20 protein-coding genes are annotated in these 20,213 nt (G+C 59.5%); 10 read left to right on the top strand and 10 right to left on the bottom strand.

Features of this window, described 5'->3' with window-relative positions:
- Nucleotides 1–5 precede the first annotated feature (5 nt).
- Nucleotides 6–1,304: a mechanosensitive ion channel family protein gene (locus HX811_RS13375; protein ID WP_003210716.1), complete on the bottom strand. Its 1,299-nt coding sequence runs from the start codon at nucleotides 1,302–1,304 to the stop codon at nucleotides 6–8.
- Between the two features lie 193 nt (nucleotides 1,305–1,497).
- Between HX811_RS13375 and HX811_RS13370 the strand changes: the two genes are divergently transcribed.
- Entirely contained in the window at nucleotides 1,498–2,844 is a 1,347-nt protein-coding gene (locus HX811_RS13370) for a DEAD/DEAH box helicase (RefSeq protein WP_177046189.1), read from the top strand.
- A gap of 46 nt (nucleotides 2,845–2,890) precedes the next feature.
- Here the strand turns inward: HX811_RS13370 and HX811_RS13365 are convergent, their stop codons facing one another.
- Nucleotides 2,891–3,166 (bottom strand): hypothetical protein, encoded by a 276-nt coding sequence (locus HX811_RS13365; protein ID WP_177046187.1) that lies wholly within the window; start codon nucleotides 3,164–3,166, stop codon nucleotides 2,891–2,893.
- Between the two features lie 154 nt (nucleotides 3,167–3,320).
- Here HX811_RS13365 and HX811_RS13360 point away from each other — a divergent pair, with 154 nt between their 5' ends.
- Nucleotides 3,321–3,710: a hypothetical protein gene (locus HX811_RS13360; protein ID WP_003210719.1), complete on the top strand. Its 390-nt coding sequence runs from the start codon at nucleotides 3,321–3,323 to the stop codon at nucleotides 3,708–3,710.
- Nucleotides 3,711–3,713: 3 nt separating this feature from the next.
- On the opposite strand, the gene HX811_RS13355 is transcribed toward HX811_RS13360, so the two are convergent.
- From HX811_RS13355 to HX811_RS13345, 3 genes are all read right to left on the bottom strand, one after another.
- Entirely contained in the window at nucleotides 3,714–4,580 is an 867-nt protein-coding gene (locus HX811_RS13355) for a DUF6279 family lipoprotein (RefSeq protein ID WP_177046185.1), read from the bottom strand.
- Nucleotides 4,581–4,646: 66 nt separating this feature from the next.
- A complete protein-coding gene (locus HX811_RS13350; protein ID WP_177046183.1) occupies nucleotides 4,647–5,372 on the bottom strand; it encodes a TorF family putative porin in 726 nt (241 codons plus the stop codon).
- A gap of 208 nt (nucleotides 5,373–5,580) precedes the next feature.
- Nucleotides 5,581–5,760, bottom strand: a complete 180-nt coding sequence (locus HX811_RS13345; RefSeq protein ID WP_003210722.1) for a hypothetical protein — start codon at nucleotides 5,758–5,760, stop codon at nucleotides 5,581–5,583.
- 323 nt (nucleotides 5,761–6,083) lie between these two features.
- On the opposite strand from HX811_RS13345, the gene HX811_RS13340 reads away from it, so the two are divergent.
- The 3 genes from HX811_RS13340 (at nucleotide 6,084) to HX811_RS13330 (ending at nucleotide 9,035) form a co-directional block, all read left to right on the top strand.
- Nucleotides 6,084–6,920 (top strand): S1 RNA-binding domain-containing protein, encoded by an 837-nt coding sequence (locus tag HX811_RS13340; RefSeq protein ID WP_076014775.1) that lies wholly within the window; start codon nucleotides 6,084–6,086, stop codon nucleotides 6,918–6,920.
- 53 nt (nucleotides 6,921–6,973) lie between these two features.
- Nucleotides 6,974–7,381, top strand: a complete 408-nt coding sequence (locus HX811_RS13335; protein ID WP_008438163.1) for a DUF2177 family protein — start codon at nucleotides 6,974–6,976, stop codon at nucleotides 7,379–7,381.
- Nucleotides 7,382–7,592: 211 nt separating this feature from the next.
- Nucleotides 7,593–9,035 (top strand): NCS1 family nucleobase:cation symporter-1, encoded by a 1,443-nt coding sequence (locus HX811_RS13330; RefSeq protein WP_177046181.1) that lies wholly within the window; start codon nucleotides 7,593–7,595, stop codon nucleotides 9,033–9,035.
- On the opposite strand, the gene HX811_RS13325 is transcribed toward HX811_RS13330, so the two are convergent.
- Entirely contained in the window at nucleotides 8,947–10,155 is a 1,209-nt protein-coding gene (locus HX811_RS13325) for an MFS transporter (protein WP_177046178.1), read from the bottom strand. The genes HX811_RS13330 and HX811_RS13325 overlap by 89 nt on opposite strands.
- A gap of 104 nt (nucleotides 10,156–10,259) precedes the next feature.
- Here HX811_RS13325 and HX811_RS13320 point away from each other — a divergent pair, with 104 nt between their 5' ends.
- The 3 genes from HX811_RS13320 to HX811_RS13315 all read left to right on the top strand — a co-directional run bounded on the left by HX811_RS13320 (nucleotide 10,260) and on the right by HX811_RS13315 (nucleotide 13,954).
- Complete coding sequence (locus tag HX811_RS13320; protein WP_003210727.1) at nucleotides 10,260–11,153, top strand: LysR family transcriptional regulator; 894 nt, start codon at nucleotides 10,260–10,262, stop codon at nucleotides 11,151–11,153.
- A gap of 137 nt (nucleotides 11,154–11,290) precedes the next feature.
- Nucleotides 11,291–11,413: a PA1414 family protein gene (locus HX811_RS31995; RefSeq protein WP_003210728.1), complete on the top strand. Its 123-nt coding sequence runs from the start codon at nucleotides 11,291–11,293 to the stop codon at nucleotides 11,411–11,413.
- A 441-nt stretch (nucleotides 11,414–11,854) separates the two neighbouring features.
- Entirely contained in the window at nucleotides 11,855–13,954 is a 2,100-nt protein-coding gene (locus HX811_RS13315) for an FAD-dependent oxidoreductase (protein WP_177046176.1), read from the top strand.
- Between the two features lie 60 nt (nucleotides 13,955–14,014).
- On the opposite strand, the gene HX811_RS13310 is transcribed toward HX811_RS13315, so the two are convergent.
- From HX811_RS13310 to speB, 4 genes are all read right to left on the bottom strand, one after another.
- On the bottom strand, nucleotides 14,015–15,397 hold the full coding sequence (locus tag HX811_RS13310; RefSeq protein WP_177046174.1) for a sodium:solute symporter: 1,383 nt from the start codon (nucleotides 15,395–15,397) through the stop codon (nucleotides 14,015–14,017).
- Between the two features lie 111 nt (nucleotides 15,398–15,508).
- On the bottom strand, nucleotides 15,509–17,014 hold the full coding sequence (locus HX811_RS13305; protein ID WP_003210731.1) for a cytosine permease: 1,506 nt from the start codon (nucleotides 17,012–17,014) through the stop codon (nucleotides 15,509–15,511).
- A 21-nt stretch (nucleotides 17,015–17,035) separates the two neighbouring features.
- Nucleotides 17,036–17,461: a nuclear transport factor 2 family protein gene (locus tag HX811_RS13300; protein WP_003210732.1), complete on the bottom strand. Its 426-nt coding sequence runs from the start codon at nucleotides 17,459–17,461 to the stop codon at nucleotides 17,036–17,038.
- Complete coding sequence (gene speB / locus HX811_RS13295) at nucleotides 17,461–18,411, bottom strand: agmatinase (protein WP_003210733.1); 951 nt, start codon at nucleotides 18,409–18,411, stop codon at nucleotides 17,461–17,463. Before speB ends, HX811_RS13300 begins: the two co-directional genes overlap by 1 nt.
- A gap of 244 nt (nucleotides 18,412–18,655) precedes the next feature.
- On the opposite strand from speB, the gene HX811_RS13290 reads away from it, so the two are divergent.
- On the top strand, nucleotides 18,656–19,549 hold the full coding sequence (locus HX811_RS13290) for a LysR family transcriptional regulator (RefSeq protein ID WP_003210734.1): 894 nt from the start codon (nucleotides 18,656–18,658) through the stop codon (nucleotides 19,547–19,549).
- 6 nt (nucleotides 19,550–19,555) lie between these two features.
- On the top strand, nucleotides 19,556–20,152 hold the full coding sequence (locus HX811_RS13285; RefSeq protein WP_003210735.1) for a tRNA-uridine aminocarboxypropyltransferase: 597 nt from the start codon (nucleotides 19,556–19,558) through the stop codon (nucleotides 20,150–20,152).
- The last annotated feature ends 61 nt before the right edge of the window (nucleotides 20,153–20,213 follow it).

The following is a 20,213-nucleotide window of genomic DNA, read 5'->3' as shown; positions in this document are numbered from 1 at the left end:
TGTTGCTACATCACTGCCTTTTCCGCCGGGGGCAGGTGACTGGCCCCCAGCACCGCCGGCAACATCCCCGCCCGCAAGTCACCGCCGCTGGGCTGCTGGTACAGGCTCAAACCAAATTCCGGCAGCACCGCCAGCAGGTAATCGAAGATATCGCCCTGGATCCGCTCGTAGTCGGCCCACGCGGTGGTGCGGGTGAAGCAGTAGATCTCCAGCGGAATGCCCTGGGCGGTGGTCTGCATCTGCCGCACCATGCAGGTCATGTTCGGCTGGATCTCCGGATGGCTTTTCAGATAGGCCAGGGCATACGCGCGGAACGTGCCGATATTGGTCATGCGTCGGCGGTTGGCGGACATCGCCGCGACATTGCCCTGGGCTTCGTTCCAGGCCTTGAGCTCGGCCTTCTTGCGGCTCATGTAGTCGGTCAGCAGGTGTACCTGGGTGAGCTTCAGCTCTTCGTCGTCGCGGATGAAACGCACGCCGCTGGCGTCGATATACAGGCTGCGCTTGATCCGCCGGCCACCGGAGGCCTGCATGCCGCGCCAGTTCTTGAACGACTCGGACATCAGGCGCCAGGTGGGAATCGAGACGATGGTCTTGTCGAAGTTCTGCACCTTCACGGTGTGCAGGGTGATGTCGACCACGTCACCGTCCGCGCCGACCTGGGGCATTTCGATCCAGTCGCCGACCCGCAGCATGTCGTTGCTGGTCAATTGCACGCTGGCGACGAACGACAGCAGGGTGTCCTTGTAGACCAACAGAATCACCGCCGACATTGCACCCAGACCGGAAAGCAACAGCAATGGCGAGCGGTCGATCAGCGTGGCGACGATGATGATTGCGCCAAACACGAACAGCACCATCTTCGCCAACTGCACATAGCCCTTGATCGAGCGGGTGCGGGCGTGTTCGGTGCGGGCATAGATGTCCAGCAGGGCGTTGAGCAGTGCACTGATCGCCAGCACCATGAACAGAATGGTGAACGCCAGGGCGACATTGCCGATGAACAGGGTGGCGGTCTTGCTCAGGTCCGGCACCAGATACAGGCCGAACTGGATCACCAGTGACGGCGTCATCTGCGCCAGGCGATGGAAGACTTTATTGTGCCGCAGGTCGTTGAGCCAGTGCAGCGCGGGTTGCCGGCCCAGCAGCTTGACGGCGTGCAGGATGAGGTACCGGGCCACTCGTCCGAGCAGCAATGCCACTACCAGCAACACCATCAGCGCGAGGCTGGAATGCAGCAGCGGGTGTTCGTCGAGGGTGCCCCAAAGGTCTTTGACGTTGAGCCAGAGCTGTTTGATATCCATGGGTAAACGCGATTCTTCTGTAAGACGTGTCGGGCCGATTAGAGCATTTAAGTACGTCAAAGTTGTGGTTGTGGACAAATCCCCTGACAAAAAAGCGCCTGATTAACCCAGTTCGCGTAAAGAAACTCGGCCTGAGCGCCCGAAACCGTTACCCTATGCAGCTGTTTTTTTGTATTTCTTCGAGGTAGCACCCGTGTTTTCCCAATTCGCCCTGCACGAACGCCTGCTCAAAGCCGTGGCCGAGCTTAAATTTGTCGAGCCAACGCCTGTGCAAGCAGCGGCCATCCCGCTCGCGCTCGAAGGGCGTGACCTGCGGGTGACGGCTCAAACCGGGAGTGGCAAGACCGCCGCTTTCGTCCTGCCGATTCTTAACCGTCTGATCGGCCCGGCGAAAGTCCGTGTCAGCATCAAGACCCTGATCCTGCTGCCGACCCGCGAACTGGCCCAGCAGACCTTGAAGGAAGTGGAGCGCTTCTCGCAGTTCACTTTCATCAAGTCCGGCCTGATCACCGGCGGCGAAGACTTCAAGGTCCAGGCCGCCATGCTGCGCAAGGTGCCGGACATCCTGATCGGCACCCCGGGCCGGATGATCGAACAACTGAACGCCGGCAACCTGGACCTCAAGGAAGTTGAAGTCCTGGTGCTCGACGAAGCCGACCGCATGCTCGACATGGGCTTTGCCGACGACGTGCAGCGCCTGGTGCAAGAGTGCGTCAACCGCCAGCAGACCATGCTGTTCTCGGCCACCACCGGTGGTTCGACCCTGCGCGACATGGTCGCCAAGGTCCTGAACAACCCTGAGCACCTGCAGGTCAACAACGTCAGCGACCTGAACTCGACCACCCGTCAGCAGATCATCACTGCTGACCACAACGTGCACAAAGAGCAGATCCTCAACTGGTTGCTGGCCAACGAGACCTATCAGAAGGCTATCGTGTTCACCAACACCCGGGCCATGGCCGACCGCATCTACGGTCGCCTGGTGGCTCAGGAGTACAAGGCGTTCGTCCTGCACGGTGAGAAAGACCAGAAGGACCGCAAGCTGGCCATCGACCGCCTCAAGCAAGGCGGCGTGAAGATCCTGGTCGCGACCGACGTTGCCGCCCGCGGCCTGGACGTGGATGGCCTGGACATGGTGATCAACTTTGATATGCCCCGCAGCGGCGACGAATACGTGCACCGTATCGGTCGTACCGGGCGTGCCGGCAACGATGGCCTGGCGATCTCGCTGATCTGCCATGGCGACTGGAACCTGATGTCGAGCATCGAGCGCTACTTGAAGCAGTCGTTCGAGCGCCGCACCATCAAGGAAGTCAAAGGCACCTACGGCGGGCCGAAAAAGGTCAAGGCGTCGGGCAAGGCCGTTGGCGTGAAGAAGAAAAAGGTCGACGCCAAGGGCGACAAGAAGAAGGCCGGTGGCAAGTCGCCGACCAAGCGCAAGATTGCCAACCGTCCAAAGACCGACAACCTGTCGTTGGTCAGCAAGGACGGCATGGCGCCTCTGAAGCGCCGCAAGCCGGAAGCACCGGCTGCCGAGTAAGGCTTGAGGCATAAAAAAACCGGACAATGTCCGGTTTTTTTTCGCCTCAGTTTTTGGCCTTGGCCGCTGCTTCGTCCATTTCCTTGAGGCGCTGGTCGATCAGTTGGCACTTGTCGGGCAGGTCCGCGCTGGCGGTTTCCAACTTCATGTTCTGCAATTCTTCGTTGATCTCCTTGGCCTTCTCCGGGTTCTGTTGGGTGAGCTTGGTCACTTCCTTGGCCAGTTGTTCACGTTTGGCGGTGGCTTCTTCGAGCGTGCAGGCCCACGCGGGCACGGCGGCAAGCAGCGTGGCGGCGACGGCCATATTCAGCAGGGTTTTCATGATTCGGACCTCCATGGCGGTGATGAACGGTTGAGGGCCGTGAGCACTGAAAAGTTCAGCGAAATCGCGTCCGTCCGCTAGGCTGAACGGACGACGGGTCCGGCATGTCACACCTTTGAAGGGCCTATTTCGTGTGCCTTCAGGAGGAATCAGGATGACGACTTACGATTGGGATTTGATCGAACGACTGTTGCATGAGGTACAGAACGGTGGCGCCAGCTTCGCCCCACGCAAATACGCCGAGGAAGAAGCGACTAAAAGGGCCGCCGCCGGAGAGCCCATCGGTAATCTCGACGAGTTTAAAAAGCTCGCGGCGGATTACGAGGCGTTGTTGTTCAAGCACGGCTTTATTGAGTCGCGGTCAGAGGAAGAGTGCGGCAATGGTGAGAACTTCAAATTGACCCAGCGCGGCTCACAGTTGCTGAGCCTGATCGACAGCTGTATCCCCGGTGATAATCACCCGCGTCAGGTGCTGGACGAGCAGGCGGATGCGCTGGATCCGGCGACGTTTGATGAACTGGCTTCCAAACCACAGATTGCCTGATGACTATGGGGTGCCAGCCTTCAGGCATTTAAGGGCCTTGAAGTCGCTGCGCACCTTGTCGATCTTTTGTGTCAGCTTCTGGCGTTGTTGCACGGTGCTTTCCGCCATCAGGTCGACGATCAGGCTGCGGGCTGCGGTTTCGGTCTGGGCGTAGGCCTGGCGATATTCAGGAGTCCACAGGCTTTCGCGGTTCACCAGCAGTTGCTCGATCTTCTGTGGGAAATCGCTGCTGTGGCGGTCTTTGACGGCTGCGATAAATAGTGTTTGCCAGTGGGCGCGGTTGCCAATCCATTGTTGGTTCTGCTCACCCAAGGCGATCGACCAGGCGGTGACGCGATTCTGCTGGCTGGCACTTAACGGCCCGAGCCATGCATCCAGCCGTTTGTTCATGCGCTCGGCGCGTTCCTTGATCTGCTGCTCGAGGGGCGGTTTCAGGTATTCGTCCTGACGCTTGCGCAGGTCCTTGGCGAACGCTTGCTCCATATCCTGTACTTGCTGGTCGTCCAGCCCCTGCAGTAGCTCGACGGCGGACGGCGTGATCGCCCGGGCGCTCTCGGCAATAGCTTGTTTGGCTTCGGCGGTACGGGTTTGCAGGGCGGCGTCGGTCACCTGGTTGGTGTCGACCATCTGTTGCAGGCGATCGAGCCAGTCCAGGTAGCCCGGCAACTGGGTGGTGCAATGCCAGGCCAGGTGTTCCTTGAGTGTGTCGTTGAACCAGCTCTTCTGCCCGGCGTTCATTTCCAGGTAGTCGCTGAGGGTCCAGGGGATGATCACATCCAGATTGCGATAGGCCAGGCCCACCCGATTGCAGCCGGCAAGCACCAGGCTGAGGGTCAGCAACATCACCAGAAATTTTAACCGACGCAGCATGAGCGAGTCCTTGCGCAGACGAGAGTATTGCATCTGAACCCGTCAGGGCAGCGACAGTTCAGCCCATCAATAAAACGCCCGCTCGGCCTTCAGGGTCAACAGCCCGTCGCATTGCGAGTTGTGTCCGGAGTAGGCCGAGCAATCGCCGCCGCTGAGGCTGGAGTCGCTGTAGATCAGGTTCAGGTCGACGCCCATCCATGGCCTGGAAAATTGTACCGACCAGTCGCTGAAGCTGCGGATCGAGCTGCCATCGGCCACCGAGACCGGGGTGCCGAGCTGGTGGGTGGTGTATTTCATGCTGACGCCGATGCCGAACGGCTTGGTGTCGCCGAGGTCGGCGAACAGGGTGCTGTCCTGCCGGTCCGGGTCGTTGCTGAAGGCGGCGCCGAAGCGATTGCCCAGCAAGGTCAGGCCGCCGTAGAACTCCTGGCTGTCGAGGGGGCTCAGCTTGGGATAGCTGTAGTGAATCATCCCCAGTTCATAACCCAGGGTCTGGTCGAAGGGGCGTTTGAAACCCAGGTAGGAGTCGACTTCCAGGTTGCTGGCAGGGGACATTCCCATGCTTGGAGAGAATTGGCCGAGGTAGAGGCCGCTGTCATGGCTCAAGTCCAGGCCGCCGTGGAATGAGTTGCTGCCGGGCGCGGTGGGTTTGACCAAACCTTGAGCCATGCTTCGGCTGGGTGTCGTGCCCAATTTCAGGTCGAAATCACCCAATTCACGCTGGAAAACCTGCGCTTCGGCGAGGGGGCTGGCCAACAGGGCACCGGCCAGGAATATGCAGGATTTGAGCATGCTTCACTCCATGAAAAGCGAGGAGCAGTAACGGGAAATATCAGGCAAATGCCCGATCTAGACGTGTGCAAGCATACCGGCGATGGTTCGCAGATGAGGCCCGTTCGTCGATTGGCGTAATAAAGGGGTGTATCAGGGGGTAGTGCGGGCTCTAGTCCTAGCGCCTTGAAAGGCAAAGCGCATAGGGACCAGGTGTAATGCGCGAGTCTTACTTTTTACCCAGGGTGATCTGCTTGGACGGGCCGAAAGTCTGGCCGCTTACGCCTTTGGCAATCTGCTGGATTTCGCCGCCCTGCTTGAGGAATGCAGCAATTTGGCTGTTGATCGATTCGCTGGTTTCAACGGCGGGAGCTGGCTTTGCTTTGCTGTTGGATGCTTTTACGCGCATGGCGGCCACTAACCTGTAGAGAATTAACTTGGCCATGCATCGTACATGAAATGCTTGACAATTGCTTGGCAAATATCCCCCTGAAATATACGCAGGGTTTATGATTCGCCTGGATTATTAAGTGAAATACTCACCTAACTTGCTGTTTTAACTCGAATCCCTCGAGGAAATCCGGCCGTGGGTACTGGCCGGATTCAGCCCGATGACCTGACGAGCGGGGCGCTTCTCGGCAAACCCATGATTTTTCAGGCCTGTACGCCGGTACGCGGGACCGCCGTCGTCAACTCGGGTAGAATGCCGCCCACGCAATGAGGGTATTTGAGATGGCTTTAGTCGGGCGCTACAACAGCTTGCAAGTGGTTAAACACACTAACTTTGGTTTGTACCTGGATGGTGATCAAGAGGGCGAAATCCTCTTGCCCAACCGATATATCCCCAAAGATATTCCCAGTGAAGATGAAGACTGGCTCAACGTTTTCATTTATCTGGACAGCGATGACAAACTTATCGCGACCACCGAAAAACCAAAAGTACAGGTGGGTGAATTTGCCAGTCTGAAAGTGGTTGAAGTCAACAGTATCGGTGTATTCCTCGATTGGGGCCTGCCCAAGGATCTGCTGCTGCCTTACTCCGAAGAAAAGCGCCAGCTGACCGCCGGTGAGTATTGCGTGGTACACGTCTACCTCGACAAACACACCAAGCGCATCACCGCCACCGCACGCCTTGACCGCTACCTGGACAAGACCCCGGCCACCTACAAGGTCGGCCAGGAAGTTGACTTGCTGGTGGCCGAAGCCACCGACATGGGCTTCAAGGCCATCATCAACAACAAGCACTGGGGCCTGATCCACAAGAACGAAGTGTTCAAGTTCCTGCGCCCGGGCAAGGAAGAGAAAGGCTTCATCAAGGAAATCCGCGCCGACGGCAATATCAGCCTGAGCCTGCAGCCTGTGGGTGAAGAAGCGGCCTCCAGCCTGAACTCGAAGATCCTCGCCAAGTTGCGCGACAACAACGGCACCTTGCCGGTCAGCGATAAAAGCGACCCGGCACTGATCAGCAGTTTGTTCGGTGTCAGCAAAGGCAACTTCAAGAAGGCCATCGGCGCCCTCTACAAGCAGGGTCACATCGTGATCCACGCGGATCGCATTGAACTAAGCTGATCGTGGTTTGCTCTTCTGTAGGAGCACGCTTGCTCCTGCAAAAGGCCGCCTCAATGTCCAGAAAAACGCTTTTCGCCTACCTCGGTACGTTGCTTGCCTTTCTGATGCTTGACGGCCTGTGGCTCGGTGTCCTCATGGGCCCGACCTACAAAGCGCTGCTCGGCCCGTTGATGCTTGACCAGCCGCGCCTGTTCCCAGCCGTGGCGTTCTATCTCCTCTATGTATTCGGTTGTGTGGTGCTTGTCGTCCTGCCTGCGTTGGCGAGCGGCGGCTGGCAGCGTGCCGCGCGGCTTGGTGCACTCCTGGGATTGGTAGCCTACGGCACCTATGACCTGAGCAATTGGGCAACCCTGCAGGGCTGGTCCGCCGGTTTGGCCTTCATGGACATCGCCTGGGGCACCTTCCTGACTGCCGTTTGCTGCACCGTGGGCTATCAATGTGCGCGCAGGGTGCACAATTGATTGTGTACAGGATTGCCCTGCACCATCCCTGAGCGAATCACCACCGTTCAATCGTCTCTACGCCGCCTGAAGAGCCAAGCTCCACGGGGGATTGTGCCGAGTTTTATTGCATTGGCACGCATTCTGCTCAACAACTCGTATACAAACCATGTCGCCTCCCGTACGCACTCCCGTCGCGGGTGGCAGGCCGGTATTTACGAGGAGCCCTGCGATGACCGAACAATTGCCCAAAGGCTGCAGCCCGCGCCTGTACAACCAGGACCTGGGACCGCTGCCGCAAAAATGGAACTGGTACAACATCTTCGCCTTCTGGATGAGCGACGTGCACAGCGTCGGCGGCTACGTATTCGCCGCCAGCCTGTTCGCCCTGGGGCTGGCCAGTTGGCAGGTATTGATCGCCTTGCTCGCCGGGATTTGTATTGTGCAATTGATCGCCAACCTGGTGGCCAAGCCGAGCCAGCAGGCGGCAGTGCCGTACCCGGTAATCTGCCGGTTGGCCTTTGGGGTATTCGGGGCGAATATCCCGGCGGTGATTCGTGGGTTGATCGCAGTGGCCTGGTACGGGATCCAGACATACCTGGCGTCCAGCGCATTGATCATCGTGGTGCTGCGCTTTTTCCCACAGATGGCGGTATACGCAGAGCCGCACTTTGCCGGCCTGTCGTACCTGGGCTGGTTCGGTTTCCTCAGCCTGTGGACGCTCCAGGCGCTGGTGTTCTGGGCGGGCATGGAGTCCATCCGTCGTTTCATCGACTGGGCGGGGCCTGTGGTCTATGCGGTGATGTTTGCCCTGGCAGGCTGGATCGTCTGGAAGGCTGGCTGGGCCAATATCAGCTTCACCCTGGCGGAAAAATCCCTCTCAGGCTGGCAGGCGTTTGGCCAAATCATCGTGGCAACCGCGTTGGTGGTGTCGTACTTTTCCGGGCCGACCTTGAACTTCGGTGATTTCAGCCGCTACTGCCGCACGATGAAAGACGTGCGTCGCGGAAATTTCTGGGGCTTGCCGGTAAATTTCCTGGCGTTCTCCCTGGTCACCGTGGTGATCGTCTCGGGCACCTTGCCGGTGTTCGGCGAAATGCTCCACGACCCGATTGCCACCGTTTCGCGCATCGACAATGACATGGCTGTGTTGCTGGGGGCGTTCGCCTTTGTCACTGCGACTATCGGCATCAACATCGTCGCCAACTTCGTCTCGCCGGCCTTTGACTTCGCCAACGTGGCACCGAGCAAAATCAGCTGGCGTGCCGGTGGAATGATTGCGGCGGTGGCCTCGATCTTCATCACCCCATGGAACCTGTTCAACAACCCGCTGATGATCCACTACACCCTCGATATCCTCGCCGCGTTTATCGGGCCGTTGTTCGGGATTCTGCTGGTGGATTTCTACCTGATCAAAAAACAGAAGATCGACGTGGATGCGTTGTTCGATGACAGCCCGAGCGGGCGCTACTACTTTGACGGCGGCGTGAACTGGACGGCGGTCAAGGCGCTGGTGCCCGCGACGCTGGTGGGCGTCGCGATCACCTTCACCCCGGTGCTGCAGGGCATGGCCAATTTCGCCTGGTTTACCGGCTGCTTCCTGGGTGGGCTGTTTTTCCTGGTGCTGGCGCGGCGTGAACAGGTTCGTGCGCCTGTGTCGATGGTTGCCGGCTGACCAGCACCGATCCGGCCACCAACAAACCGGCGCCTGCTACCACCAGCGCCGGTTGCAGGCCGCCGCTGAGGTGGCTGCTCACCGACGCCAGCAACGGACCGCTCAATTGGCCGATCGCAAAGCTGGCGGTCAGCAACCCGGTGCTGCGCTGGTAGCCGTGGGGGGCGACCTCACGCAAGCGTGCCATCACCAGTTGCATGCACGCCAGGAATGGCCCACCGCACAGCAACACCCCCAGCGCCAGCCCCCAACCGTTGCCCAGCAGGCAGGCAAACACGCCGGCCGCTTGCAGCCAAAGGGTTGTCATCAGCCAGCGACGGGTGGTGTCCGGGTCCTTGCGGCGCAAACTTGCCGCCACCACGCCAATCGCGGCAGCCAGGCCAAAGCAGGGCCAGAACAGGTCTGCTTGCCATGCTCCCTTGAATTGCGCGCTGGCCATCTGTGACAGGAATGTCGCCGGGATGATGTAGCCAAGGCCATACAACACGTAGATCCAGCACAGATGTGTGATGCTGCCGTTGCTGGCCACGGCGGTGTGGCTGGCAACGGGCGAGTCGGCAGCGGAAGGCTTGGGCAGGAACGGCAGGATTGCCAGCAGCATGACCAGGGCGACCACCCCATACACCAGCCACAAGGTTGCAGAGTCTTGCCCCAACAGGTTGGAGCCCAGCGCCAGCAACCCGGTCAACAGAATCCCCAGCCCCGGCCCGGCAAATACCAGCGCACCCAGGCGTGGGCGCCCGGCCGCAATGGCCAGCGGCTGGCTCAGGCTGGTAATCATCACCAGCGCCCAGGCACTGGCTACACCGGTACCAAAGCGCAACAACAGATGCGGCCAGAACCCGTGGGCCCAGTACGACGCCAGGGTCAGCAGCACACACAGCCACAGCCCGCCGTACAAACGCCCGCGTACATGGTGATGGCTGCGGGCAAAGATCGAATCCACCGCGCCGACGAAATAACCCAGGTAGTTGGCGGCCGCAATCAGGCCGGCGCCGGTCAGGTCGATCTGCCCTTCACTGAGCAAATGCGGCATTTGCGGGGTGAGTGCGAATCGACCTATGCCCATGGCCATCATCAGGGCGATAAAGCTGGCGAGTAAGCGGATCAGCGGTGACATGGTGGTTTTTCCTGGGAGCAGCGAGTGACCATCAGGCTAAAGCGGATTGACTTTCTTTAAAAATGAATAATAGTGAGTAACTTGTTCAGTTTTGGAGAATGGTGATGGAGTTCAGTCAATTGCGGATTTTCCAGGCCGTGGCCGAGGAAGGCTCCATCACCCGTGCCGCTGAGCGCTTGCACCGGGTGCCGTCCAACCTGTCGACCCGGCTTAAACAGATGGAAGAACAGCTGGGCGTCGAACTGTTCGTGCGCGAGCGCCAGCGCTTGCAGCTTTCTCCTGCAGGCAAAGTGCTGCTGGACTACAGTGCGCGCCTGCTGGCCCTGCATGACGAAGCCCATGGCGCGGTGCAAGGCGGGCAACCGGCTGGGGACTTTGTGCTTGGCAGCATGTACAGCACGGCGGCGATTCATTTGCCCAAGCTGCTGGCGCGTTACCACAAGGCGTATCCGATGGTGAACCTGCAGGTGCAGTCAGCGCCCAGCGGTGAACTGCTGGAAGGCTTGATCACCGGGCGCCTGGACGCCGCATTGGTGGATGGGCCGTTGACCCTGGCCACCCTCGACGGCGTGCCGCTGTGCGAAGAGCGCCTGCTGCTGATCTGCGAGGCGGATCATCCGCCGGTGCGTGGGCCGCAGGATGTTGCCGGCCGTTCGGTGTTCACTTTCCGACGCAGTTGTTCTTATCGGGCGCGCCTGGAAGCCTGGTTTTCCCACGATCGCGTGGCCATGGGCCGGGCCATCGAGATCGAGTCCTACCAGGGCATGCTGGCCTGTGTAATCGCCGGTTCCGGCGTGGCGTTGATGTCGGAATCGATGCTCGACAGCCTGCCGGGCAAGGACAGCGTGTCCATTCATCCGCTGGCCGAGCCTTTTGCCAGCGCCACCACCTGGTTGATGTGGCGCAAGGGCATGCTCGGCGCTAACCTCAATGCGTGGATTGACCTGCAGCAGGAGGGCAAGGTGCTACCGGAAACCGAAACCCGAGCGATTGCTTGAACGATCCGTCAGGATTTTGATCAATTCAGTAATAGTTCGTTGTGGTTTCGTTCAAGCAATACGTAAGACTTAAGACTACTATCTGTAGGAAGCGGCCACAGAATTCCAGCCGCTCGGCATTACCCCAAGGGGGCACCATGAAAGAGAAACTGCAAAACTGGCTGCACGACCTCGGCGTCGCACTCGGCTTGATCGAGCCACCGCTGCAACCGGTGCCAATCCGCACCGATGACGAGCAGCGTCGCCCGCGTCGCAGGTAAGTCCTGGAAAGCGCTCAAGCATGTTTGTTTGGGCGCGGCCAGGTGGTTTGCCTATGTATTGGAGTCATGATTGATCATGACCCGTTGCTGTGTACTTCAATTCTTCGTCTGGCTTTGGCCGGACGTTTTCATTTCCGGGGTTTGGTGATTTTCTCAAGACGCCTGCTATCGGAATAATCCTTAAAATATTTAATTTAATAACGCCACGGTAATACCGATTGGTATTCCGGGCGTGTGCGCGTCAGTCGAGTTTTGCCATTAAGTATCGGAATTGGACTACCTGTTTGTCAGAGTCGACGGGCTTATTTGATTAATAGGATAGGCGTAGGTTGAGTTTCATCACGAAAAGATTTGTAGCGTTTGCAGCTCTTGCAAGCCCCCAACTTCATTGAGTTGCGCTCTCCGGAGTAGGAGCCAGTCAGAACTGTTGGAGACAAAACCATGATGTTCTCTTCCGTTCCGCCAGTCGCCGCGTCACTTATTGCCACCACCGAAAACATCTTGCATATCGCCCCTGCATCGCGTGGCTGGAAAGCTGATGCACCCGGCAACGTGGTGTTTTTCCCGCCGACGTTAACCAAGCAGGCTCTGCTTATACAGATTGCACTGCTGCGCCCATCAACGCTCGTTGTCGCAGACCAGGTTATTGATGCCGACGTCATCAACCAATGGCGTATATCCCACCCATTTGGCGAACTCTGTTTGGTCCGCAGAGGTACTAGTCTGGATAAGATCCGATTGGATCTGTGCGAGTCCAACAATGTTCGAGTGATTAATACGCCAGGGGTCAATGCGCCGCATGTTGCTGCCTATATTGCGCACTGGCTGACGCTGGCCGATGGCTCCTTGCCCCATGACATCTGTGTGCTGGGATACGGCAATGTAGGGAAAGAGCTTGTTAAGTTGTTGCTTGCTCGAGATCCGGATGTTCGGATTAAGGTGTTGTATCGACGCGAACGAGTGCCGGACAGTTTCGGGAAAGCCTCTTCCGATTGTAGGGTTTCATTGGTTGACGACTGGCTTGAGGCGCTCGAGGGGGCCAATGCAGTCGCCCTATGCTTATCCCTGAATGATGAATCCATTTATCGCATTGATCGGACCCTCATTCAGTGCCTGCACAGGAAGGCTCGCCTTGTCTGTGTCGCCAAGCCGGATGTCTTTAGCGACGATGCGTTGCAGGCCCTGGCAATCTCCGAAGACATCCAGCTCATATTGGACTACGGCCCCAGGACACTGGATGCGTTTCGGGTGCGCACACAAGCGCTCGGCTGCAGTGTCTCCACGTGGTACAAGCCGGCGACGCTGACCACACAGGCGGCCACCACCGAAGCCTGCCATTGCGACCTCGACTATGCGGTCTCGGTGCAACTGAGCTTGATGGCCTTGCGCGGCCTTGTCCGGCGCAAACTCGCACACTCATTGGCGATCCCCTCTCGGCAAGCCGATGACGGTGCGCCGCGTGTGTCGATCATCGGCAGAGGTATCAACGGGCTGCTCCAAGCCGTGATGTTCCGCCTGGCAAATTATCAGGTCACGGTTTACGGAGGAAATCAGCAGCGCGATGGTGCCAGTCACAAGCAGGTGAACATGCGCCATCTATCAGCAACGGAGACGACTGCAAAACCGCTGCCTAACGATTACCTGACTCCCGCAAATCAGTACCTGGCCATTGAGTGCAATCGCGCAGGCATCGAGCTGTTTGAAAAATTCCTGGCCGACAACCCATCGCTGGCACGATTTGCACGGTCGCGAATTGTACGAGCCTATGTGGACGGCTCCAGTGGCACGGAGGCTGCGATCCGCGAGCAACGTGATATCGAAAACAGGCCTTGGCCGAGTGGCAAGCCGGGGCGAGAGCTTGCAGAGATCAGTCAGCTGCAATTCCAGACAATGTATGGAGTTCCCGAGGTCGGGCGGGCGATTGAGGTGTCGGGCTACGATCTGGAATTTATCCATTTAATGGATGAGATGGTGGCGCTTTTGCAGCGCTCCGGGGTTGAATTCCTGCCACGGCACCTGAGTCCGGTCCAAATTGCCGATCTGAGTAGAGAGCACTTTGTCGTCACGGCCATGGGGGTGGACGAACCAGAGATCATCCCGATCATTGGCTGGTTTTTCAAGCTGCGCGCCGTTGATGATGAAGGTGTCGACATGCGCGGACTCAAGCTGCAGTACGACCTGCCAATCGGCGTCATGAATTGCCGCCTGGACGGGAACTGCATCCTTGTCTCCGCCGGGCAGGTGCCGCCCGATTCGACGCCGCAGTACAAGGAACAGATACGGGCGGCGTGCCTGGCTGCCGTTTCTCGACACTTTCCAAAGTCCTGCAGCCGCGCAATCGAACGTGGCGACTTGCAACAAATCGAATGTGCCAGGCCCGGCACCGCAGATGGACTTTCAATCGTGCATTGGTCCGCCTACAACCGCATTGTCGCAGGGGCAACTTATGCCGGGGGCACCACGCAGGGATTGGTATGGGCCTCTTTGGTCCAGGAAGTCATCCAGGCCAGAGCGCCGGCGGTTTCGGCAATGTGGGAATAAAAAAACGGGTGCGACATCCGACGTCGCACCCGCTGAAGAAAGCTACTTTCAACTATTCGTTCAGATCGCCCGAGCCGCAACAGCCTCCGGACGACGGGACAGCAAACTCACCAGCACAAAACTCACCAGGCCCACACCCAGGCTGTAGTAGATCGGTGTATTGGCGTCCAAACCATCCTTGATCATGAACACCAGCGCGGTCACAAAGCCCAGGGTCATGGAGGTGATCGCCCCGGAAGTTGTCGCACGCTTCCAGAAAATCGCCCCGATCAGCGGGATCAACATGCCGCCCACCAACAGGTTGTACGCCAGGGTCAGTGCGCTGATCACATCATTCACCACCAGCGCGATACCCAACACAGCGATACCGGTCAGCAAGGTAAACAGACGGTTGATCTTCAAGCTCGACTGCTTGCCACCACGCAGGCGCGGCAGCAGGTCTTCGGTCAATACGGTGGAAGCGGCGAGCAAGCCGGCGCTGGCGGTGGACATCATCGCGGCCAGTGCAGCGGCGATCACCAGGCCGCGGATACCGTCGGGCAGCGAGACTTTGACGATGGCGGCGAACGCATTGTTGACGTTGTCCAGGTCCGGGATCAGTACGTGGGCGGCCATGCCGATCAGCGCACAGGCCAGGCCGTAGAGGATGCAGTAGAAACCGGCGAAGGTGCCTGCGTACTGGGCGACCTTTTCGTCACGGGCGGTGAACACCCGTTGCCAGATGTCCTGGCCGATCAGGATGCCGAAGAAGTAGATCATGAAGTAGGTGATGATGGTGTCCCAGCCGATTTCAGTGAAGCTGAAATTCGACGCGGGCAGCTTGGCCACCAATTCATCCCAACCGCCGACGCGGTACAGGCAGATTGGCAGCAGGATAAACATCAGGCCGACCGTCTTGATCACGAACTGCACGATGTCGGTCAGGGTCAGCGACCACATGCCGCCAATGGTCGAGTACACCACCACCACGCCACCGCCTACCAATACCGACATCCAGAACGGCAGGTCGAACAACACTTGCAGCACGGTGCCGATGGCCAGGATCGAGGTCACGCCGATCATCAGCGCGTAGGCCAGCATGATCACCGCACTGGCTTGGCGGGCCATGGGGTTGTAGCGTTTCTCCAGGACCTGGGTCACGGTGAAGATTTTCAGTTTCAGCAGCGGCTTGGCCAGGAACAGGTTCAGCGCAATGATCCCCGCGCCCAGCGCGGCGCACAGCCAGAAACCGGAAATACCATGTACATAGCCCAGGCGCACGGTGCCGACGGTGGACGCACCGCCCAGCACCGTGGCGGCCATGGTGCCCATGTACAGCGTCGGGCCGAGGTTGCGGCCGGCCACCAGGTAGTCTTCATGGGTCTTGGCGCGGCGCATGCCATAGTAGCCGAGCACCAGCATGCCGGCGGCGTAGATGAGGACGACGAATAGATCTAAGGCCATGACGGCGAGTCTCCGATTATCTTTTTTATGTGGGGCTAAAGGGGGCTGTGTGGCGAGGGAGCGTGCTCCCGCTGGGCTGCGCAGCAGCCCCAATCCATTCCATGCAATTCATCAGGCGGCCTCGCGACTGCTGCGCAGTCGAACGGGAGCAGGCTCCCTCGCCACAGTCGGCCCGTAGACGGCAGCCGGTTCAGGGAACACGCGAAGCAGTGTCAGGTACACCAGCGAGGCCAGGCCCAGGGTCACCGGCAAGCTGATGTCGATGCCGTCGGCGAGGTTGCCCAGCGGCCCGACAAACTGCCCCGGCAGGTTGACGAAGCACAGGCCCACCAGCGCACTCGGGATCCAGGCCCCCAGGCCGCGCCAGTTCCAGCCATGGCTGAACCAGTAGCGCCCGCCGGTTTCGCCGCGAGTGAACACTTGCAGGTCATCCGGGCAGTAGTAACCCCGGCGCACGATCAGGCCGATGATCATCATCACCATCCACGGCGTGGTGCAGGTGATGATCAGCACGGCGAAGGTCGACACGCTCTGCACCAGGTTGGCGGCGAAACGTCCGATAAAGATGAAGGCAATCGACATCACCCCGATCAGCAGCGTCGCCTTGACCCGGGACAGCAGGCGCGGGAATACGCTGGACATGTCCAGGCCGGTGCCATACAGCGAGGTAGTGCCGGTGGACATGCCGCCGATCACCGCGATCAGGCACACCGGCAGGAAGAACCAGCTCGGTGCCACCGCCAGCAGGCCGCCGACATAGTTGTTGGCCGCGATATAGTCCGGTGCCTTGACTGCCACGATGGTCGCGGTGGCCAGGCCGAACAGGAACGGGATCAACGTCGCGATCTGTGCGAACACCACCGCCAGCATGATCCGCATCTTCGAGGTTTCCCGTGGGATGTAGCGTGACCAGTCACCGAGGAACGCCCCGAAGGAAATCGGGTTGCTCATGGCCACCAGTGCCGCACCGATAAACGCCGCCCAGAAACCGGTCTGGCCGAGGGCAACGGTGCCGGCGAAGTGACTGTCGAAAGCGGGTGCGAAGGCGAAGATGCCCAACAGGAACAGCAGGCTCGCCGCCCATACTGCAATGCGGTTGACCCACAGCATGAAGCGAAAGCCGTAGATGCACACCGTCAATACGAGAATGGCGAAGACGCCGTAGGCCAGGCCCAGGGTCAGGTCGGTTTCCGGCAAGCCCACCAGACGTTTCGCACCGCCCACCAGTGCATCGCCTGAGCTCCACACCGACAGTGAGAAGAACGCGATAGCGGTCAGCAGCGACAGGAACGAGCCGACAATCCGCCCGTGCACACCAAAGTGCGCACCGGAAGACACGGCGTTGTTGGTGCCATTGATCGGACCGAACAGACCCATGGGGGCGAGGATTACCGCACCCACCAGCACGCCCAGCACAATCGCCCAGACGCCGGCCTGGAACGACAAGCCAAACAGCACCGGAAAGCTCCCCAGCACCGCGGTGGCGAAGGTGTTGGCACCGCCGAAAATCAGGCGAAACAAATCCTTCGGCCCGGCGGTACGTTCGTGGTCCGGGATCTGTTCGACGCCGTTGGTTTCTATGTTGCGAATACTGTTTTCGTTGTTTTTATTATTCATGATCTGCTCCGATCACATTGGCTAATGGGGCGGCAGCCCTTCCGGCATAGCGGACAAATGTTCGTGACAGGCCAGCCACAGGCCTTCTTTTTGTTGTGTGCGATCCCCTTGCCGCTTGAAGACAATGGTCTCGCGTTCCTGGCTAAAGAATTGCTCCCCGTTCATGCGCAGCTCGGTGGCCACGTCATGCACAAATACCGCGACGTCACCGTGCAGGCTGACGAAAGCGTTGCTTGAGGTGCAGGACAGCACCTCAAATCCCTCGTCCCGGCGCCAGCTGTCCCACAACACCTGGTAGGCATCGCGACTCAGCAGCGGCTGGGGGAGGGTGTAGAACACGAAGCTGGCATCGGCACTGAACGCACCGAAGTAGGCGTCGCGATCATTGCGGGCGAAGGCCGACACTAGGTCGGCCGCGGCTTTTAAAACCTCGGCCTGGGCGCTCATCAGCGGTGCGCCACGCCCGGCAATACGCAGAGCATTTCGTACAGCAGGTTGGCGCCCAGCAGCGAGGTGTTGCCGGTGGTGTCGTACGGCGGCGAAACTTCTACCAGGTCGCAACCAATCAGATCCAGGCCTTGGCAGCCGCGGATGATTTCAATCGCCTGGATCGTGGTCAAGCCACCGATTTCCGGGGTGCCGGTGCCGGGCGCCCAGGCTGGGTCGATGCCGTCGATATCGAAGCTCAGGTACACCGGGCCACCGCCGACTTTCTCGCGCACTTCAGCCATCAGGGGCGCCAGCGAGTGATGCCAGCATTCTTCGGCCTGGACCACACGGAAGCCCTGTTTGCGGCTCCAGTTGAAGTCTTCGGCGGTGTAGCCCTGGGCGCGCAGGCCGATTTGCACCACGCGGTCGCAATCCAGCAAGCCTTCTTCCACCGCGCGGCGGAAGGTGGTGCCGTGGGCGATTTTCTCGCCGAACATGTGGTCGTTGACGTCGGCGTGGGCATCGATGTGCACCAGCCCGACCTTGCCGTGTTTCTTGTGGATCGCCCGCAGGATCGGCAGGGTGATGGTGTGGTCGCCACCCAGGGTCATCGGGATCACATTGTGTTCGAGGATTTCGTCGTAGGCTTCTTCGATGATGCGCACGGCGTCCAGCAGGTTGAAGGTGTTGATCGCCACATCGCCGATGTCGGCAACCGACAGCGAGTCAAACGGCGCGGCGCCGGTGGCCATGTTGTAAGGGCGGATCATCACCGATTCGGCGCGAATTTCCCGCGGCCCGAAACGGGTGCCGGCACGCAGGGAGGTGCCGATGTCCAGTGGCACGCCGACGAAGGCGGCATCCAGGCCCTTGGCCGATTGCAGATGGGGAAGACGCATCATGGTGGCGATGCCGGCGAAGCGCGGCATTTCGTTGCCGCCCAGTGGTTGGTGGAAAATCTTGTCCACGGGATTGCCTCATCGTTTTGTTTATTAGAAGCCGATTCTGCGAAATGCATGGGAAGGGAAGAATCGGCAGGGGCAAATACTTAGTTCAGATTTTTCTAAACTAATGCCTGAGGTAAACTCGGTTCAAATGTGGGAGCGGGCTTGCTCGCGAATACGGTGTGTCAGTCACGGAGGGTTCGATTGAAACACCGCATTCGCGAGCAAGCCCGCTCCTACAGGTTTTATGTTTGCCTCTGGAGAGCCCATGGCCAACGCCTTGCCCGACCTGAAACTCCTGCGCATCTTCGTCAGCGTCGTGCGGCACCAGGGTTTCGCCAATGCCCAGCACGAACTCAACCTGTCGACCTCGGCCATCAGCACTTACATGAGCCAGCTGGAAGCCGCGTTGGGCCTGGTGCTGTGCCATCGCGGGCGGGGCGGGTTCAGCCTCACCAGCAAGGGCGAGTTGTTTCATCAGGAAACCCTGCGCCTGCTGGGCGAGCTGGAAGGCTTCGAGCAATACGCCGCCGCGCTCAAAGGCGAACTGCGCGGCACCCTGAAACTCGGCGTACTCGACTCCACCGTCAGCGACAAGGCCTTGCCGTTTGCCGAAGTGATCGGCGCCTACAGTCAGGAACACCCGGCGGTGCATTTGCACCTGTCGGTGATGAGTCCTTACGAGTTGCAACTCGGCGTCCAGGACAATCGCCTGGACCTGGCCATCGGTGCGTTTTCCAACCGGATGAGCGGGCTGATCTATATGCCGCTGTACCGCGAACAGCACTGGCTGTATTGCAGCACCCGTCACCCATTGTTCAACGAGCGGCGCATTCCCGAACAAGTCATCACCCAGCAACGCATGGTCGGTCGTGGTTACTGGAGCCAGGCCGAACTGGCGCGTCACGGCTTCAAGCACAGCGCCGCCACGGTGGAAAGTATGGAGGCGCAATTGATCCTGGTGCTGTCCGGCGCCTACATCGGCTACCTCCCGGAACACTACGCCCAGGCCTGGGCCGACAAAGGGGATTTGCGGGTACTGCTGCCGGCGACCTTTGGTTACCAGGCGCCGTTCTCAATGATCATGCGCCGGGGCCGCAGCCGCGAACCCCTGATCCAGACCTTCCGCGATTTACTCAAAGCCCAGCTCAACCAGGCCTGAAAACCCATGTCCAGACCCCAATGCTCCCGCTGCCTGCGGCCCACCACTCACTGCCTGTGCGCGCTGATTCCCCGGCTGGATAGCCGAACCCGGGTGTTGCTGTTGCAGCATCCGAGTGAGGTCAATCACGCCTTGAATACCGCGCGGTTGGCGGCGCTGGGCTTGGTGAATGCGCAGTTGGTGGTGGGGGAGGTGTTTGAGGATTTGCAGGCGTTGTTGAATCCGCCGGGTTATCAGGCGCGTCTGTTGTTCCCGGACGAAAATGCCCAACCCTTGCAGGCCTATACGCCATCCGACGAACCGTTGCTGCTGGTGGTGCCGGACGGCACCTGGCGCAAGGCGCGCAAGTTGCTGCACCTCAATCCTTTATTGGCGGCGCTGCCTCGGGTGACGCTGGCGGAAGGCGCCGTGTCCCGTTATCGGCTGCGCAAGGCACCGGGGCCCGGAGCGTTGTCGACGGTGGAGGCCATCGTGCAGGCGTTGCAGGTGCTTGAAGCGCCCACCTCATTTGAGCCGCTGCTGAAACCGTTCGAGGCATTGATCGAAGGACAGATTGCCGCGATGGGCGACGAAGTGTTCCAGAGAAACCACGGCCCCGCCTGACTTATTCCATTAAGCGATAAGCACCACACTTTGCGTGATATGGCCCGCCAGCCTTTCCCGG

It is taken from the genome of Pseudomonas sp. F8002 (assembly GCF_013385495.1).
GTDB lineage: Bacteria > Pseudomonadota > Gammaproteobacteria > Pseudomonadales > Pseudomonadaceae > Aquipseudomonas.
This window is presented reverse-complemented; position numbering and strand designations above follow the sequence as displayed.

Bases quoted from the DNA above. Each gene is read 5' to 3' on its own strand.
- HX811_RS13350 (WP_177046183.1), bottom strand. From the start codon at position 5,372: ATGCTCAAATCCTGCATATTCCTGGCCGGTGCCCTGTTGGCCAGCCCC.
- HX811_RS13355 (WP_177046185.1), bottom strand. From the start codon at position 4,580: ATGCTGCGTCGGTTAAAATTTCTGGTGATGTTGCTGACCCTCAGCCTG.
- HX811_RS13325 (WP_177046178.1), bottom strand. From the start codon at position 10,155: ATGTCACCGCTGATCCGCTTACTCGCCAGCTTTATCGCCCTGATGATG.
- HX811_RS13375 (WP_003210716.1), bottom strand. From the start codon at position 1,304: ATGGATATCAAACAGCTCTGGCTCAACGTCAAAGACCTTTGGGGCACC.
- HX811_RS13285 (WP_003210735.1), top strand. From the start codon at position 19,556: ATGTCCAGACCCCAATGCTCCCGCTGCCTGCGGCCCACCACTCACTGC.
- HX811_RS31995 (WP_003210728.1), top strand. From the start codon at position 11,291: ATGAAAGAGAAACTGCAAAACTGGCTGCACGACCTCGGCGTCGCACTC.
- HX811_RS13305 (WP_003210731.1), bottom strand. From the start codon at position 17,014: ATGAATAATAAAAACAACGAAAACAGTATTCGCAACATAGAAACCAAC.
- HX811_RS13360 (WP_003210719.1), top strand. From the start codon at position 3,321: ATGACGACTTACGATTGGGATTTGATCGAACGACTGTTGCATGAGGTA.
- HX811_RS13320 (WP_003210727.1), top strand. From the start codon at position 10,260: ATGGAGTTCAGTCAATTGCGGATTTTCCAGGCCGTGGCCGAGGAAGGC.
- HX811_RS13330 (WP_177046181.1), top strand. From the start codon at position 7,593: ATGACCGAACAATTGCCCAAAGGCTGCAGCCCGCGCCTGTACAACCAG.
- HX811_RS13335 (WP_008438163.1), top strand. From the start codon at position 6,974: ATGTCCAGAAAAACGCTTTTCGCCTACCTCGGTACGTTGCTTGCCTTT.
- HX811_RS13310 (WP_177046174.1), bottom strand. From the start codon at position 15,397: ATGGCCTTAGATCTATTCGTCGTCCTCATCTACGCCGCCGGCATGCTG.
- HX811_RS13290 (WP_003210734.1), top strand. From the start codon at position 18,656: ATGGCCAACGCCTTGCCCGACCTGAAACTCCTGCGCATCTTCGTCAGC.
- HX811_RS13345 (WP_003210722.1), bottom strand. From the start codon at position 5,760: ATGCGCGTAAAAGCATCCAACAGCAAAGCAAAGCCAGCTCCCGCCGTT.
- HX811_RS13365 (WP_177046187.1), bottom strand. From the start codon at position 3,166: ATGAAAACCCTGCTGAATATGGCCGTCGCCGCCACGCTGCTTGCCGCC.
- HX811_RS13300 (WP_003210732.1), bottom strand. From the start codon at position 17,461: ATGAGCGCCCAGGCCGAGGTTTTAAAAGCCGCGGCCGACCTAGTGTCG.
- HX811_RS13340 (WP_076014775.1), top strand. From the start codon at position 6,084: ATGGCTTTAGTCGGGCGCTACAACAGCTTGCAAGTGGTTAAACACACT.
- HX811_RS13315 (WP_177046176.1), top strand. From the start codon at position 11,855: ATGATGTTCTCTTCCGTTCCGCCAGTCGCCGCGTCACTTATTGCCACC.